Annotated in this window: 14 protein-coding genes; 1 reads left to right on the forward strand and 13 read right to left on the reverse strand. The window is 52.2% G+C overall.

The features are described 5' to 3' along the window. Positions 1-9 precede the first annotated feature (9 nt). Together ACYUJT_RS19950 and ACYUJT_RS19955 are read right to left on the reverse strand one after the other, a co-directional pair. The gene (locus ACYUJT_RS19950) at positions 10-1,056 is read right to left on the reverse strand and encodes a FecCD family ABC transporter permease (RefSeq protein WP_460325519.1); all 1,047 of its coding nucleotides are present in this window, start codon (positions 1,054-1,056) and stop codon (positions 10-12) included. Next, a complete protein-coding gene (locus tag ACYUJT_RS19955) occupies positions 1,053-2,036 on the reverse strand; it encodes a FecCD family ABC transporter permease (RefSeq protein WP_460325521.1) in 984 nt (327 codons plus the stop codon). The genes ACYUJT_RS19950 and ACYUJT_RS19955 overlap by 4 nt, the downstream gene beginning before the upstream one ends. Positions 2,037-2,250: 214 nt before the next feature. Between ACYUJT_RS19955 and ACYUJT_RS19960 the strand changes: the two genes are divergently transcribed. Further along, positions 2,251-3,279, forward strand: coding sequence for an ABC transporter substrate-binding protein (locus tag ACYUJT_RS19960; protein ID WP_460325523.1), 1,029 nt, complete (start codon positions 2,251-2,253; stop codon positions 3,277-3,279). A gap of 50 nt (positions 3,280-3,329) precedes the next feature. On the opposite strand, the gene ACYUJT_RS19965 is transcribed toward ACYUJT_RS19960, so the two are convergent. From ACYUJT_RS19965 to rhaB, 11 genes are all read right to left on the reverse strand, one after another. Further along, a complete protein-coding gene (locus ACYUJT_RS19965; RefSeq protein ID WP_460325525.1) occupies positions 3,330-4,433 on the reverse strand; it encodes a metallophosphoesterase in 1,104 nt (367 codons plus the stop codon). A gap of 48 nt (positions 4,434-4,481) precedes the next feature. Continuing rightward, a complete protein-coding gene (locus ACYUJT_RS19970; RefSeq protein ID WP_460325527.1) occupies positions 4,482-4,871 on the reverse strand; it encodes a hypothetical protein in 390 nt (129 codons plus the stop codon). After that, complete coding sequence (locus ACYUJT_RS19975; protein WP_460325529.1) at positions 4,868-6,283, reverse strand: radical SAM protein; 1,416 nt, start codon at positions 6,281-6,283, stop codon at positions 4,868-4,870. Before ACYUJT_RS19975 ends, ACYUJT_RS19970 begins: the two co-directional genes overlap by 4 nt. Then, entirely contained in the window at positions 6,280-7,059 is a 780-nt protein-coding gene (locus tag ACYUJT_RS19980; RefSeq protein ID WP_460325531.1) for a prolipoprotein diacylglyceryl transferase, read from the reverse strand. Before ACYUJT_RS19980 ends, ACYUJT_RS19975 begins: the two co-directional genes overlap by 4 nt. A gap of 204 nt (positions 7,060-7,263) precedes the next feature. Beyond that, entirely contained in the window at positions 7,264-8,001 is a 738-nt protein-coding gene (locus ACYUJT_RS19985; protein ID WP_460325533.1) for a LutC/YkgG family protein, read from the reverse strand. Next, positions 7,998-9,596 (reverse strand): LutB/LldF family L-lactate oxidation iron-sulfur protein, encoded by a 1,599-nt coding sequence (locus ACYUJT_RS19990; RefSeq protein ID WP_460325535.1) that lies wholly within the window; start codon positions 9,594-9,596, stop codon positions 7,998-8,000. The genes ACYUJT_RS19985 and ACYUJT_RS19990 overlap by 4 nt, the downstream gene beginning before the upstream one ends. Further along, complete coding sequence (locus ACYUJT_RS19995; RefSeq protein WP_460325537.1) at positions 9,593-10,321, reverse strand: (Fe-S)-binding protein; 729 nt, start codon at positions 10,319-10,321, stop codon at positions 9,593-9,595. Before ACYUJT_RS19995 ends, ACYUJT_RS19990 begins: the two co-directional genes overlap by 4 nt. A 46-nt stretch (positions 10,322-10,367) precedes the next feature. After that, positions 10,368-11,132 carry a DeoR/GlpR family DNA-binding transcription regulator gene (locus ACYUJT_RS20000; protein ID WP_460325539.1) on the reverse strand — a complete coding sequence of 255 codons (765 nt, stop codon included), beginning with the start codon at positions 11,130-11,132 and terminating at the stop codon, positions 10,368-10,370. 45 nt (positions 11,133-11,177) lie between these two features. Next, entirely contained in the window at positions 11,178-12,398 is a 1,221-nt protein-coding gene (gene rhaI, locus ACYUJT_RS20005; protein WP_460325541.1) for an L-rhamnose isomerase, read from the reverse strand. A 102-nt stretch (positions 12,399-12,500) separates the two neighbouring features. Beyond that, a complete protein-coding gene (locus ACYUJT_RS20010) occupies positions 12,501-14,570 on the reverse strand; it encodes a bifunctional aldolase/short-chain dehydrogenase (RefSeq protein WP_460325543.1) in 2,070 nt (689 codons plus the stop codon). Positions 14,571-14,631: 61 nt separating this feature from the next. Beyond that, positions 14,632-16,116: a rhamnulokinase gene (gene rhaB / locus ACYUJT_RS20015; protein WP_460325545.1), complete on the reverse strand. Its 1,485-nt coding sequence runs from the start codon at positions 16,114-16,116 to the stop codon at positions 14,632-14,634. Between the last annotated feature and the right edge of the window lie 286 nt (positions 16,117-16,402).

A 16,402-nucleotide genomic window follows, 5' to 3' on the forward strand; every position in this document is an offset into this window, starting at 1 on the left:
CCTCCTGAATTAATAACGGTTTCGATTCCTATACAGCAAATACATAAAGAACGGAGCTCCGATGGCTGCGGTTAATACCCCGGCAGGGACATCATTTGGCAAGAACGCCGTCCGCGCCGCCAAATCAGCCAGCAGCAAAATAATCGCACCAAGCAGAGCACTGACAGGCAGTAAGCTGCCAAAGGATGAACCCACGAGCTTGCGCGCCATATGCGGAGCCATTAAACCAATAAACCCGATAGCTCCGGCAATAGCGACCGCAGCTCCTGCGAGCGCTACGCTCAGCGCAAGAAGTACTAGACGATGCCTCTGTACATGCGCTCCGGCACTGCTTGCCACCTCGTCCCCAAGCGCCTGAATGTTCACATTCCGCGACTGAAGCCAGGTAAGGGGCAATAGAATCGCCACCCACGGCAGCAGCGTCATAACATCTTTATCCCAAGACGTTCCGTAGATGCTTCCAGTCATGAAAGTTAATGAGCGCTGGGCTAGCTGCAGCGGCCCGGAGATGATTAACATGTAGGAGATCGATTTGATCGCAGCGGACAGTCCGATTCCGATCAGCACCAACCGCAGCGGATCGACGCCTTTTTTCCAGGATAGGATGTACAGCAGCCCTGTGACCAGAAAGGCTCCCACTATAGAAGTCAGTGGCATCCAATGGATTGACACCGTGCCTCCGAACATAAAAATAAACAAAACGGCGCCGAGCGACGCCCCTTCCGTGATCCCCGCGACATCCGGAGAAGCTAGCGGATTGCGGATAATGCTCTGCAGAACCGCACCGGCGACAGCCAACGATGATCCCACTAGCACAGCAATAACAATACGCGGTAGTCGGAGCTTCATGATGATGACTTCATATGTAGGCTCCCCTTTGCCCAACAGAACTTTGATAACATCCAGCGGCGAGATGAACTGACTTCCCGATCCAGTGCTCACGATCATAACTGCCAAACAGATAAATAATAATATGAAGGAAGTCCAGACAGCCTTTTTCTCGATCAACAAGGATAATTTAGCGTCCTTTGAACGTAGCGATTTATATTTACTCATGACGTGCGTCTGCCTTTCCTAGCAATGTAGACAAAGAACGGTACGCCGATCACCGCGGTCATTACCCCGACGGGTACTTCCTTCGGCATAGCGATATAGCGCGAACCCAGATCGGCACCCACCAGCAGTATAGCGCCGAGCACTGCGCAATAAGGAAGTATCCAACGATAATCCGAGCCGACCCAGTAACGTACGATATGCGGAATGATGATCCCTACGAACGCAATCGGGCCTGCTGCGGCGACCGAACCGCCCGCCAGCAGTATTACCGCAAGCGCACCGAGTAGCTTGATGTATGCCGTGCTTTGGCCGAGCCCCTGCGCGACATCATCGCCCATCGCCAGTACATTTAAATGCCTCGACAGCAGCAGCGAAAAAACCATGCCTGCCAGCATATACGGCCAAACCGCCTCAAGCTGGGCCATTTCCCGCCCCGCGACCGACCCGACAAGCCATACGAGAATCTGATCGAACATTTTGCCATTCGTCAGCATCAGGCCCTGAGTCAGCGAAGCAAAAAATGCCGACATCGATGCCCCGGCAAGTGTGATCTTGACCGGCGACATGCCGTCCCTGCCAATGCTCCCCAAAAGAAAGACGATTCCTCCGCTAATCGCAGCTCCGATCAGCGCTACCCACGTAAAAGCATGCATCCCGGACACCCCCAGCCAAAGCGAGGCCAGCATAATGAAAAAAGCGGCTCCCGAGTTCACGCCAAGCGTACTAGGCGATGCAATCGGATTTCGTGTCATCACCTGCATAACCGCTCCGGCTACCGCTAGACAGGCGCCTACCGAAGCGGCGATCAGCGCCCTTGGAATCCTCGTGGTGCGAATCACCAAATGTTCATTGCTTCCATTAAAGTGAGTAAGCGATTCCCAAACTGTGCCTAACGGAATATCGGTTACCCCAAAGGCGATGCTAGCTATCATTATCGCGCCCAGGGCGACGAGTGATGCGACCAAATATACGACTCTCATAATTTTCCACGCTTCCAACTTAATCTCTGCAATAATATCACATGAACTCCTTATGAATTTTAGATGAAGAAGCCGGCAATGTCAATGAATATGAGAATCATTCTCAGATTTTTATTGACAGCAATTCTTCTCTCGATTATAGTTTGATAGTGTCAACAAGTGATAATCATTCTCAGACAGAGACACTACATCATATTAGGGGGAAACAGAATTCATGTTAGTACACAAAACAAATAAAAAATTGAGCCATACTTTCAAAATAGCCGCACTATTTATGGCACTGTTCCTGGTGCTCACCGCATGCGGCAGCAAGGATTCGGCGGGCGGAAACAACCAGCCTGCTCCAGCCAATAATGCACCGACTGAGAATGCTTCTGCCGGCAATGACGATCAAGTTCGCGTGGTCAAGCATGCCATGGGAGAAACCGAAATCAAAGGCACGCCGCAAAAGATCGTAGTCCTGACCAACGAAGGAACCGAAGCCCTGCTCGCTCTTGGCGTCAAGCCTGTAGGTGCCGTTCGATCCTGGACGGGAGATCCTTGGTATGATCACATTAAAGATGAGATGGAAGGCGTAACTGTAGTCGGCGAGGAAAGCCAGCCGAACCTGGAGCTGATCGCCGGGCTGCAGCCAGATCTAATTATCGGAAACAAAATGCGTCAGGAAAAAGTTTACGAACAGCTGAAAGCTATCGCTCCGACTGTAATGGCCGAGGATCTGCGTGGTGAATGGAAAATCAACTTCAAGCTATATGCTGAAGCACTTGGCAAATCTGCAGAGGGCGATGAACTGATGGCCGCATACGATGCACGGATCGAGGACTTCAAAGCGAAAGCCGGCGACAAATTGAACGAAACCGTATCCGTCGTCCGTTTCATGGCAGGCAAAACTCGCGTCTATCATACCAATACGTTCTCCGGCATTATCTTCGACCAGATCGGCCTGGCACGTACAGAAATGACAAAGAACGCGAAGGACAGTTTCGTTGATGAAATTACCAAGGAACGTCTGCCGGAAGCAGATGCCGATCGTCTCTTCTACTTTACGTATGAGACCGGTGATGACAAGGCCAGTGAGACGGAAAAGGAATGGACAAACGATCCATTGTGGAAAAACCTCAGTGCGGTAAAGAACGGACGCGCCTATAAAGTAAGCGATGCGATCTGGAACACCGCCGGTGGCATTAAGGCAGCTAACTTGATGCTCGATGAACTTTATGAAATCTATGATATTCAACAATAAGCGCTAGAAACGATATAAAAAAAGAGACCGTCATCGGTCTCTTTTTTATTTCAATCCGTGAAAGTAATATGAATTTGTACGATTTCGGACCGGCTGCCAATACGGATCGGCGGGCCCCAGAAGCCGAAGCCGGAAGTTACGATAGAATGCAGCTTTTCCTTCTGTAAGTAGCCCCAATCGTTCTCGAATAACATGCCGGTAATGAGATGCGCCGGCGCAATCTGTCCGCGATGCGTATGACCCGACAACATCAAGTCGATCCCCTCCTGCTGAGCGAGATCGAGGTCATAAGGCTGGTGATCCAGTAAGATCAACGGTTTGGTAGCATCCAATCCTTGGACAAGCTCGCGAAGTGGAGCGCGTTCCTTGTCGATCCGGTCCTTACGCCCGATCAGGGTAAAGCTATCGTCGATCGTAATGGCCTCATCGTAAAGAATCTTCATATTCCCCTGTTCAAGGACCTCGATCAAATGCTCCATTTGGCCGCTGTAGCGGTCATGATTGCCCAAGGTGGCATAGACGCCATAACGGGCGGAGATGCTGCTTAGAATTTTATCGATCCCCTTATGCTCGTATGGACGGAGATCGTCATCCACGATATCTCCCGGAAATAAGACGATATCTGGCTGCAGAGCGTTGATCCGCTTCACTAGCCGGATCGCATGCTGCTTTCCTGATAACACTCCGAAATGCATATCTGCCGCCATGACGATATTCATTTCCGGAGCAGCCGGATTAGCCTTCGGAATTTCAATGCGATATTCCCGGACAACGGGGCTATAGGCGTTAAAAGTGCCGTATCCGATGGCGGCCAGCAGCGTAATTAGCACAAGGGCCCCTGCCCCCTTTTTCGCCGTTGAGTGCGACAGCCTCGTCAGCCGGAGTACCCACAAGCTAATATGAACGACCGGCAGTACAAGCAGCAGCACGCAAAATATGGCCATCCAGTATGCACCGAGAATCTGGAACAGCACGAGCCCCTCTCCAATCCTCCCTAGCAGAAAAGAAACGGCTAGCAGCACGACAATTCCTATGTATACGTACTTGAACCAGGCGGGCGTACTCTCCCTCATCCAACCCCAACAGCTCCGGCCGATATAAAATACTAACAGGCCGTAAACAAGCAATGCAATGATGCCAAACACAACAAACATATTAATCTCCCTTCATTTCTATCGCTATTATAGCGCATCTACGGGAAATTAAAAATTGGCCATAATGACGCCAAAGCAAGCCGCATTCAACAGAAATGTAACAGCTCCGCCAATCAACAGCCCCTGCCCAATGCCAACCCGTTTTTTCGCAAAGGCCACCACGGCAGCAGGAATTAAATATACGATTTGGGCTATGCCAATAAAGAAGTAGGACATCGGTACAAAAATGAGCAAAAGATGAAGCAATGCCAGAATTCCGATCCCTTTGAATACCTCGATAGTATGGTCACGTTTCGGCGGTTCCTTCGATAGTTCCTTCAGCGTATCCTGAGACGGTTCCTGCGGTAGTTCCTGCTTAGCTTCGTTCTCCCCGGACGCCTTACCTTCTTTAGGTTCAAATAAATCCTGTTTATCCCGCTCGTTAGGGCCATCGGTCATGCTCTGCTTCCCTCCATTTCAGCTTTAATTTCCTTTAAGCGTTCTTCCAGATCACCCCGGTAAAAAATGTTGTACGTATCAAAAGGGATAATTCTTCCGTCCGGGTGAACGATATGCACGCAAGACTTCTTGACAGAGCGTACATCGAAATGATACGGATCGAGGAACTGCATGATAATGACACGGAACACATTGTCATAGCTTACCGTCTCGGGAACCTGTACGAACGGCAGGCAGCAGAGCAAGCTCTTTAATGACATGGCTGACGATTCCGGCGAATGGTTGGTGGAGAACAGCTCGAATATATGCTCCCTCAAAGTTTGATCCTGTTCAAACACGATTGTGTTGCGGCCGCCCTCCAGCAAAATCTGCGGATCTACCATACGGGTAAGAGGTATAACGCCGTCATTCAGCTTCAATGCATAACCCATCGCCAGGCTGTCCGGGTGGCAAGGCACCGGAAGCATGTCCTCTGCCTCGAATACGCCGGACTGATCGATAATCGACTGCCTGACCTCGCTCAGCGTTAAACGATCTTTGGCGGGATCGAAGTCCTCCGTCCGTCCGGCCGCCTGGATCGGCTGAAACGTAACGCCGCGTACCGCCCGCTGCTTGAGGCCGTATTGAATAATATCGCCGATTTCGTGATCGTTTAGCCCTTTTTTCAGCGTCACTACAAGGGTCGTGGAAATATTGAACTCATTCAAATGCGCTATCGCCTTCTCGCGGATTTGCCGCAGATCGGCGCCGCGCAGCTCCTGCAGCACCTCTTTTTCAAAACTGTCAAACTGCAAGTAAAGCTCAAAGCCCGGCAAATAGTCCGCCAACCGCTTCACGAACTCCCGGTCCTGAGCGATGCGGATCCCGTTCGTATTCACCATCAAATGCTTGATCGGCTTACTCTTGGCCAAATCGAGAATTTCAAAAAACTGCGGATGGATCGTCGGCTCTCCCCCGCTAATCTGTACGATGTCCGGCTCGCCTTCGTTGCGTACAACGGCGTCCAGCATCCGCTCGACTTCCTCCAGGGAGCGCCACAACTTCTTGTCCGGGGAGGAATCGGCATAGCAAATCGGGCATTTCAAATTGCATTGATCGATAATCTCCACGATGGACAGGCAGCTGTGCTGCTCATGGTCGGGGCATAATCCGCAATCGTAGGGACACCCATAACGAATTGGCGTATTCCAATGCTGCGGCATCTCCGAAGGCTTGATGAACTCGCGGCAGCGCTTATAATACTCGACGTCGGTCGAAATTAGCACTTTTTCCCGTCCGTGTTCGAAGCAATATTTCGACAGGTAGACGCAATCGTTTTCAATTATGACCTTCGCTTCCACCTTCTTCAGGCATTTCGAGCAGATGCTGTTCGTCAGCTCGTAAAATAAATACGGTCGATTTTTCGTCGTCATGAGGCATGGCTCCCTTTCAAAATATTTGCTCTGTGGCTAACCGCAAACATGCGATATGCAAAATACATCATGCCGAATATGCAGGCGAGCTGGATATTATTCAGTCCGAAATAAGGATGCGGCGTCGGCTTGATAAAGTCAATGGCGAAGCGGAACGTTAAATACCCGAACATGAACCATATGTATATGAGCCCATTGGGCAGCTCCTGCCTGCGCGCAGCGCTTGTCTTCTTCGCCGCAAATAACGCAAAGGCCAGAAGGAGCAGAAATCCGATTTCATACAATTGCGTCGGATGCCTCAATACCCCATCCCCGTAATCGAAACCCGTAACCCAACTGGTCGGCTTGCCATGTGTATGGTCATCCAGGCCGGTTAAGAAACAACCGATCCTCCCGATCGCCATCGCGATGATTAGAGGAAATGCAAACTCATCTCCGGTCGAACGCGTGATGCCTACTAATTTTTTCGTTAACTCGACACCAATCAATCCGCCCAGCAGTCCGCCAACGATCGTCTTGCCTCCGAACAGCTCTCTCCAGTAATCCTGAATAGACAGCAGCCATGCCGGATTCTCCAGCCAAAAGAGCAGCTTGGAGCCAAGTGAAGCACCGATCGCCGCGCCGACGATCAACCAGAACATATTAATGGTCGAAATGTCGCTTTTTTTACGCCGCCAAACGTAGATCCGGAAGCCGATGAAGTAAGCGAGCGATTCAAACAAAAAATGAGGGTGAATCCGCAATCCTCCGATATGTATGTAGACGGGAAATTCCAATATTCCACCTCCTATTCCTCTAAAGATATTAACCAATTTAGTGAATGGATATTTTTAGGAGCTGTTTCTATTATACACATCTTACCAAACTGGGAGAAAAAGATAAAAGAAAAAACCGCTGAATTAGCGGTCATATGGCAGTTGTTTTCTCATTTTCTAGTATCGTATCTCTAGCTCCGAATAGTTGTTTGTCTCCGCGGCAGCTCACCCAACAATCAAGGCGTACACGATTCCTGGCCCATGCACGCCTATCGTCAAATCATTCTCGATATCCGAAGAACGGCTTGGCCCCGAGATAAAATGAATGCCGGCGGGAAGTCTCCCCTGGCCAAGCTCGTCGAACTTAGGCAGGACCTCTCCCAGCCTAGTTTGTAGCCGTTCGGCGGGAATGAGGATCATAAGCACCGTAGGCAGCAGGCTTACCGAACGCCCTTTATGCGGAGAGGACAAGACGACCACGGAACCCGTGTAAGCGACAGCGTGGTCGGCCATGACAACTCCGATATCGGCTTCGGCTGCGCGCGCCTTCCAGAAATCTGGCCCGGAACCATCGGAATTCCATGCGGATACTTGCGCGCCACGAAGCTTCACTTCAAGGTTAAGCTGCTCCAATTCGGGTTCCTGCTGCCTGACGATGTATTTCGCGTCGAGCTCCAAGGCTTTAGCTGTAATAAAGTCGCTGGCCTCCTCCATCGAACCCAATCGCTCGATATAGCCGCCGACGCTCAGAAAATTTTGCGTGAACCGCTCAATGCGTTCCTGCTCATTCCATTCGAACGTACGCCAGAAGTCCGGTGCTCCGCGGAATGGTTGGGCTGGCCTCTCCGTTAACCTCGGCCGGTTCAGCCGCTGGGCGATGCGGTTCATGAACTGCTCCTGCTTCGCCCTTGACTGGGCCTCCAACCTGCTAAGCCATTCATCCTGAGTCTGTGAACTGCTCAATTCCGATCCCCTCCCTGCTGCCGCTGCCTGACGATGCGCTCCATCCGCTCACGGATTTCCGGATCCAACGAACGGGCGGCTGCGCCATCCGCGGCTGTTCTCAAGCCGTCTCCTTCAAGCTCTTTCTGTCCATGATTCGCTGGGTGGGAATCACTCCATCCGCTCAACTCCTGCAGCTCGTGCTCCAATTCAGCCCAGCGCTGCCGGAAGGTCCGCTTGGCGACGGATGGAGCGATGCGATAGCTGTTCCAACCCTTCAACGGCCCAAGCTTCAGCGCTATTCCGCCATCTCGGACAATCGCTTTTTGACCAATTTGCGCTGCCCTGACGGCGGCCGCAAACCGCTTGGAATTGCCGGCGACTGCAGCGAAGCCCTTCATGCCGACCGTCTCCAGTTTATTCCCCTGCCCCTGCTCTACCTTGCGTCGCCGCAAGGACACGAGCATGTCATGCAGCGGAATTTTTACCGGACAAGCCTCGTAACAGGCCCCGCACAGACTCGAAGCGCTGGCGATATCGTTCCACTCGCTGACATTGCCGTTCAAGGCTGGGGTCAGTACGGCGCCGATCGGGCCGCTGTACGTGCCGCCATAGGCATGGCCGCCGATATGGCGGTAGACGGGGCAGGCGTTCAGACAGGCGCCGCAGCGAATACAGTTCAGCAGTTCCTGGAACTCGGGATCGCCAAGCTGCAAGGAACGCCCGTTATCGATGATTACGATATGCATTTCATCCGGGCCGTCCGCATCCTGCGTCCGCCGTGGTCCCGAAATGCATGACATGTACATCGTCAGCTTCTGTCCCGTCGCCGAGCGCGGCAGCAGTGTCGCCATCACTTCCAAATCTGCAAAGGAAGGGATGATCCGCTCCATGCCCATATACGTAATTTGCGTCTTCGGAACCGTAGACACCATGCGCGCATTGCCTTCATTTTCGAAGAGAACCATCGAACCCGTCTCCGCGATTGCAAAGTTACAGCCGGTAATCCCGAGATCGGCTTCCAGGAACTTCTCTCGCAGCTTCTTGCGCACAAACCCGGCCAGCACGGTCGTATCGGCAGCCAGCGGCTCGCCGGCCTCTTTTGAGAGCAGCTCGGCAATTTGGTACCGATTCTTATGAATCGCAGGAATGACGATATGGGAAGGCCCTTCTCCAGCCAACTGAATGATATATTCGCCCAAATCCGTCTCGATCGCCTCGATGCCTTCCCCGGCCAGCGCCTCGTTCAAATGCAGCTCCTCGGTGACCATAGACTTTGATTTCACGGCGCTTTTCGCTTGTTTTTGCCTGGCGATCTCCAGAGATATCTGCACAGCCTCTGCGGAGTTATCTGCAAAATGAATATGCACCCCGTTATTGCGGGCGTTTTCCACGAACAAGTTCAAATAATAGTCCAGGTGAGCGATCGTATGCAGCCGGATCTCACGACCTCTTTCGCGCCACGCTTCCCAATTGCTGAGCTCTTCAGCGGCATTCAGCTTGCCGTTTTTGAGCCGCTCTGTCGTAAAGCGAACCGCTTTGCGCAGGAAATCATCGTTCAACGCTAGTTCGGCTCTCTTCTTCACGTCGACCGCCATCGGATTCATCGTACTCATGTTACCCGCATCCCTTCGTAGAGCAGCTCCGCCAGGTGCATTACCCGCACCGGCTCGTTGCGATAGCGCAAATGGCCTGCGATGTTCATGAGACAAGCCATGTCCAGCCCGACAAGCACCTCGGCTTCGCTTTCTTTCACATGCTCCGCCTTCTCGGTCACCATTGCGCCAGAGATATCCGGCATTTTAATCGCAAACGTGCCCCCAAAGCCGCAGCAGTCTTCGGCATACGGAAGCGGCACGAACTGCAAATCCTTCACATGGCCAAGAAGCTGCATCGGCTCCTCCTTAACCCCAAGCAGCCTGCTGCCGTGGCAGGAAGGATGATAGGTAACCTTATGCGGGAACCTTGCGCCGACATCGGTAATGCCCAGCACCTGAACGAGGAACTGTGTGAACTCGTACGTTTTCTCCTGCAGGCGCTTCGCTTTGTCCAGCCATTCAGGTTCGTCTTTGAACAGCTCGCTGTAATGATGGATCATATACGCGCAGGAGCCCGAAGGCGATACGACAAAATCGCTGTCATCAAAAGCCTGCAGCAGCGTTCGTGCTGCGGTTCGCGTCTCCTCCCAGTATCCGCTGTTATAGGAAGGCTGCCCGCAGCATGTCTGGGTTTCGGGAAAGTCCACCTGAACGCCATACCGGGCAAGGATGCGCACGATCGCTTCGCCGACTTGCGGATATATGACGTCGCTAAGGCAAGTGATAAATAAGGATACTTTCATGGCAAACCTCTCTTCCTGGAGCCGTCCGAAATTTCAGCTTTCTCCATTACACGACCGTTACGGAAAGAGACCGGTCGGATAAAGCGGCCAGTGTCTCCTCCGTGATGCCGTCATCCGTAATGATCGCACTTACCTGCTCGAGGTTCATGACATGGGTAAAGCCCTGCTGCCCGAATTTGCTGGCATCGGCCAGCAGAATCACTTGATCGGCTATCGCCACCATCTTTTGCTTGATGCGGGCCTGCAGCTCGTTGGATTCGCTGACCCCGCGATCAAGATGAACCCCTTTGCAGGAGAGGAACATTTTATCTACATAATAAGATTCAAGTGAACGCTCAGCGAGCGGGCCGACGAAAGACATAGAGCGGCTCGCCAGCAGCCCGCCCGTGGAAATCACTTCGATTTTCTCTTTGCCGCTGAGCTCGGTAGCGACGCGAATCGAGTTGGTCAGCACGGTGAGCGGGATATCTGGAAGTTTGGATGCCATATACCATGCGGTGGTGCTCGCATCCAGCAGGATGCGCTCTTTCGGCAGTATCCGTTTGACTGCCTCGTCCGCGATCCGCATTTTCTGCTCGGCATGTGTAATTTCACGCTCCGCATATGGAATTTCCGGTACATCTCCCTTTAGCTTGACACTCACAGCTCCACCGTGAGAGCGCCGAAGCCGCCCGGCCTGTTCCAAGCGGTCGAGATCACGGCGGATCGTCTCCTCGGTGACGCCACAAAGCTCGCTAAGCTCCGAGACCCGCATGCTTCCCTTCTCATTAATCATCTGTACGATGTATTCATAGCGTTCAGCTACCAGCATTCCTATTTCACTCCATCTTTGTATTCATTGGAACGGGCTTGCCGACTACCAGCTTGCTCCGCCCTTGCCTCTAGCCAGTATCCCTGCTCCGTAGCCGGAAGCGTGATACGCCTTCATCGGATCAACCGCAAGCCCTGCTTCCTCGCGCACCGCATGAAGCAGTGGCGTCACATCGAACTCAAACGCGCGGCGCACCGCATCCTCCGCACCGAGCACATCACCCCGTTCAGCTGCTTCCGCGACCTCCTTGTGATTGATGAGCAGGGATTTGGCATACTGCGTCTGTACATTCAGCACGGAGCGGATCATGGCTGGTATTTTCTGTTCAATGTTGTGGGACTGGTCGATCATAAACGCGATTTTCTCCACTGCGCTTCGAATTTCCTCATCCGCGTCATTGGCCGCAAGCACGATTTGGTAGAAAATCAGAAACAATTCATACGGATTCATCGAACCAACGATCAAATCGTCATCCGCATATTTATAGCTGTTAAAATGGAATCCGCCCAGCCGCTTCTCGTCAATCAGATAAGCCACGATATGCTCGATGTTGGCCCCCGGCAAATGATGGCCGGTGTCAACCAGGACCTCGGCTTGCGGCCCAAGCTTCTGAGCATAGTTGTAGGCCATGCCCCAATCGGCGATATCCGTATGGTAAAAAGCCGGTTCAAAAGCTTTATATTCGATCAGCATACGCATATCCGGCGTCAACGCACCGTACATTTCCGCCAATGCTTCAAGCATCCAATGCTTGCGCTTGCGGATATCGCCTTGGCCCGGGTAATTCGTTCCGTCTGCAAACCACAGGCTCAAGTCCTTCGAGCCCGTCTCCTTGGCGATATCCACGCATTCCAGCAAATGATTCGTCGCTTTGCGGCGAATGGCCGGGTCGCTGTTCGTTACGCTGCCCAGCATATAATCGTCATCCTGGAACAGATTCGGATTGACCGCGCCGATCGAAAGTCCAAGTCCCTCGGCATGGCTTCTTAGCTTCCCGTAATCATCAACGTGATCCCACGGAATATGGATCGCCACGGAAGGGCACAGCCCCGTGAGACGGTGGACCACCGCAGCGTCTTCGAATTTCTCATACGGATTCCGCGGAACGCCGACCTTCTGGAACACTTTAAAACGCGTTCCGGAATCCCCATAACCCCATGACGGCGTTTCTATTTTCAGTTTCTTCAGCCTGGCCTTAACCTGCTCCAGATCAATCCCCCGCAACTTCTGCTGCTCTTCAAATAACATATACGCTTTATCCGACATCGACAAGCCCTCCTCTTCATCCTATGAGAAATCAATTCTACGAATCACTTATGAAAAAATAGGCGACGCTTCCCCTAATATTAAAATACCGAACCATCCATCTTAACGTGTAAATGCCGCCGGCACCCCACCATCGATTGTCAACATGCAGCCCGTAGTTTTATCCGCTTTGGAAGAAGCGAAGAAGGCGATTCCTTCGGCTACGTCCTGCGGGTAAATATTGACCAGCAGCGTCGTGCGCTTGCGGTAATGCTCCTCTAGCTTATCCGGCTCAATCCCGTAAGCCGCCGCCCGCTCATTGCGCCAATTCGAGTTCCAGATCGCCGAGCCCTGTAAGATCGCATCCGGGAGAATCGTGTTCACGCGAATGCCGAATTCCCCGCCCTCCGCGGCGATGCAGCGGGCCAAATGGGCTTCCAGCGCCTTCACTGAGCTGTAGGCAGACGCGTTTTTACCAGCATAAATCGAATTTTTGGAGCCTACGAACACCATGCTGCCGCCAAGTGCTTGTTCCTTCATGAGCTTGAAGGCTTCTCTCGCCACAAGAAAATAGCCGGTACCCAACACATTCATGTTCAGGTTCCATTCCTGCAGCGAGGTCTCGTCAAACGGACTCGAAGTCGCCAGCCCCGCGTTGTTCACGATAATGTCGACGCCTCCATAATGCAGAGCGGCTTGCTCGTATGCGGCGCGAACCATGTCCTCATTGGTTACGTCCATTTTCACGGCCAAAGCGCTGTTATCGCCATAATTCTCGTTAATTTTCGCGGCCACCTGCTGCGCGCCTTCCAGGTTCAGATCCGCCAGTACCACATGCGCTCCTTCACTAACGAGGCGCCGTGCCGTCGCGCTGCCGATGCCGCCTGCTCCGCCCGTAATGAACGCAACCTTGCGGGAGAATTCCGCTTCGGCCGGGGCCAAGGACAGCTTATACAGCTCAAGCGGCCAGTATTCTACGTTATACGACTCATTCTCGCTGAGCGAGACAAATTTACCTAGCGTCGTCGCACCGCGCATAACCGCGATGGCGCGATGATACAAAGCGGCGCTGACTCGAGAATTAGCCCAGTTCTTACCGGTGTTGATCATGCCAATGCCCGGTATGAGGATAACCCGTGGAGCCGCCTCGAACATGACATCGCCCTCATTTTTGTTCCGCTCGAAATAAGCCTTGTATTGCTGCTTGTAATCAGCGATCCCTTCGATCAGCTTCCTGCGCAGTCCCTCGACGTCGCTTGCATCTGGCGTCCAGTCGATGAAAAGCGGAACTACCTTCGTGTGAACGAGATGATCCGGGCAGGCCGCGCCCACCTGGGACAGCTGGGCCGAATCCTTGCTGCCTACAAACGCAAGCACATCCTCTTCATCGTCGAAGGTTAGGATCATTTTCTTACCATCGCTGACCGCGCCGCGAATCGATGGCATGAGCTTTGCTACGATGCTTTTGCGCTCCTCGCTTGGCAGCGGCTGGTGAACCAAGCCTCCGAACAAGGTAGCCACGTTGACGCGGGACTCAATGTAGCGCTCGGCCTCATTGATGATTTCGATCGTCTTGGCATAGCAGGCTTCAGAGGTATCGCCCCAGGTAACCAGTCCATGCTTCTCCATCAATACAAGCTCGGCCTTAGGGTTATCGAGAACGCCTTGGGCAATCATTTGGGATAGCGTGAATCCCGGTCTGATGTACGGGACCCAAACGAATCGATCCCCGAAAATTTCCTTAGCAATCTCTTTCCCGTTATCTGCGCAGCAGAGGCTGATGATTGCGTCCGGATGCGTATGGTCTACATGATTAAACGGCAGAAAAGCATGCAGCAATGTTTCGATGGAAGCGCGCGGATGTTTAGAGTCGATCATGCAATTCGCCAAGTAGGCGACCATGTCTTCATCGGACATTTCCTCGCGTTCGAACAGCGGCTGGATGTCCTCCATGCGCAAGCCGGTGAAATTTCCCTGCTTCATCGTAGCAAGGTCCGAGCCGCTCCCCTTGACGTACATGACTTCAATGTCACGGCCTCTGAAATCCTTGATCACGGTCTTGCTCGAAGTATTGCCGCCACCCCAGTTGCATACCCGGCGGTCCGAGCCGATGAGATTGGAGCGGTAAACGAGTTGATCGAGTCCTCCTTGCAGTACGGATGCTTTAGATGAGTCCCATAAATTTTGTACCATATCGATAACCTCCGATTGTTTGAAGTTTTAAGATAATTGCATGAATATATATTCAGTGAAGCTAAACCAATCTCGCTTTGATTTGCTCCCAGCGTGCCACGGCATCGTCCATGCCTTCCAGCCCTTCCAAGTCATGAATAGGCCGAGGCTCGTATCTCTTCAGTGGAACAGAATTGCCGATGATGCCCCGAGCTTCTTCCAGCCCCTGCAATTGTCCCGAGCTGATCATCTGGACGGCGATGTTGCCTAGAGCGGTCGCCTCCGATGGACCGGCTATGACCTCGATTTGCGCCATATCTGCGCTCAACTGGCAAAGCAGCTCGTTATTGGCTCCTCCGCCGACAATATGCAGTGTATCGATGTGCTGTTCCGTTAGTTTCTGCAGTTCTTGGATGCTGTCCTTATATGTCAGAGCCAGGCTATCGAAGATGCAGCGCGCCAGCTTGCCGATCGTATCCGGCTCTGACTGCCCCGTCTCCCGGCAGCAAGCCCGAATTTCCTCCGTCATGCTGCGGGGGTTTAAGAACCGCTGATCATTGCAAGGAACCAAGTGCTGAAACGGCTTTTCCCGCATCGCCAGCTCCGCCAGCTCGGCAAAGCTATAAGCGTCCTGCGTCTCCCGGCGCACCTCCTGGATCATCCAGAGTCCCATAATATTTTTGAGAAAACGATACGTGCCGTAAGCGCCCCATTCATTCGTGTAGTTTGCGTTCATGGCCTCTACAGTGTTCAACGGAGTCCCGCGCTCTACTCCCAGCAAAGACCATGTCCCGCTGCTGATGTATGCCCATGTTGTATGCGGCTCGGCCGGAACCCCGGCGATAGCCGAGGCCGTATCATGGGTCGGAGCAACAATGAGCTCACAATCGGGCAAATCATACTGCCGCTGCAGCTCGGGGGAGATACTCCCCAACTTCGCACCTGGCTCCATAAGCTTCGCGAACTGATCGCGGCGCAGTCCCAGCAGCCCCAGCAGTTCCTCGTCAAAATCTCCAGCCGCCAAATTCAGAAGCTGCATCGTCGAAGCATTCGTGTACTCATTCATGAGTTTTCCGCCTAGGCGGTAATAGAGATAATCCGGCACCATTGCGATTTTGGCAGCCCGGGAAAGCTGCTTACTGTCATGAACATACAGCTGATACAGCGTGTTGAAGGGCAGCTCTTGAATTCCCGTCCTGCTGTACACCTCGGCTCTGCTAATCGTTCTGTGCAGCCGATCCGGAGCATCCTTTGTCCTGCCGTCCCGATAAGCATACACCTCATGAATACGCTTACCATTTTCGTCAAGAAGCACATAGTCGACAGCCCATGTATCAATGCCGAGCGTGCAGGCATCTATCCCCTCCTTCTTGGCTTTCTGGAGTCCTTTCACGATTTCCGCGAATAAATAATCGATGTCCCAATAATGATGTCCTTCTGTCTCGGTAAAAAAGTTGTTGAAGCGATGAATTTCCTGCAGCTCGATCCTCCGCTCCTGCTGATGAAGGGTTCCCCTCACAAGGCGGCCGCTCGAGGCGCCGATATCCACGGCAATATAGTTATTCATTCCATACCCATCTCCTTAATAAAATAAGGTATGTCATCATCCTAATCCCAAAATACCATAAAAGTCAACAAAAATACATAATAATATCTTGTTTTATATTTGTTTTTGTTTATTTTATAATTTATTTTATTTTGTTTTCGTGTTTTCTCTTGGTTTATCTGTATTATTAATTGTTTTTATGAAGAAACAAAACAAACCCGGTTCATTAGGGAACCAGGTTTGACCTATATATATTGCAGCAGCTTGAAATCATCGGTAATATTATGGATGAGGAATTTTATGTAAG

This window comes from Paenibacillus sp. YSY-4.3, assembly GCF_054767475.1.

Coding starts and splice junctions, on each gene's coding strand:
- ACYUJT_RS19950 (WP_460325519.1), bottom strand. CDS start 1,056: ATGAGTAAATATAAATCGCTACGTTCAAAGGACGCTAAATTATCCTTG.
- ACYUJT_RS19955 (WP_460325521.1), bottom strand. CDS start 2,036: ATGAGAGTCGTATATTTGGTCGCATCACTCGTCGCCCTGGGCGCGATA.
- ACYUJT_RS19960 (WP_460325523.1), top strand. CDS start 2,251: ATGTTAGTACACAAAACAAATAAAAAATTGAGCCATACTTTCAAAATA.
- ACYUJT_RS19965 (WP_460325525.1), bottom strand. CDS start 4,433: ATGTTTGTTGTGTTTGGCATCATTGCATTGCTTGTTTACGGCCTGTTA.
- ACYUJT_RS19970 (WP_460325527.1), bottom strand. CDS start 4,871: ATGACCGATGGCCCTAACGAGCGGGATAAACAGGATTTATTTGAACCT.
- ACYUJT_RS19975 (WP_460325529.1), bottom strand. CDS start 6,283: ATGACGACGAAAAATCGACCGTATTTATTTTACGAGCTGACGAACAGC.
- ACYUJT_RS19990 (WP_460325535.1), bottom strand. CDS start 9,596: ATGAGTACGATGAATCCGATGGCGGTCGACGTGAAGAAGAGAGCCGAA.
- ACYUJT_RS19995 (WP_460325537.1), bottom strand. CDS start 10,321: ATGAAAGTATCCTTATTTATCACTTGCCTTAGCGACGTCATATATCCG.
- ACYUJT_RS20000 (WP_460325539.1), bottom strand. CDS start 11,132: ATGCTGGTAGCTGAACGCTATGAATACATCGTACAGATGATTAATGAG.
- rhaI (WP_460325541.1), bottom strand. CDS start 12,398: ATGTCGGATAAAGCGTATATGTTATTTGAAGAGCAGCAGAAGTTGCGG.
- ACYUJT_RS20010 (WP_460325543.1), bottom strand. CDS start 14,570: ATGGTACAAAATTTATGGGACTCATCTAAAGCATCCGTACTGCAAGGA.
- rhaB (WP_460325545.1), bottom strand. CDS start 16,116: ATGAATAACTATATTGCCGTGGATATCGGCGCCTCGAGCGGCCGCCTT.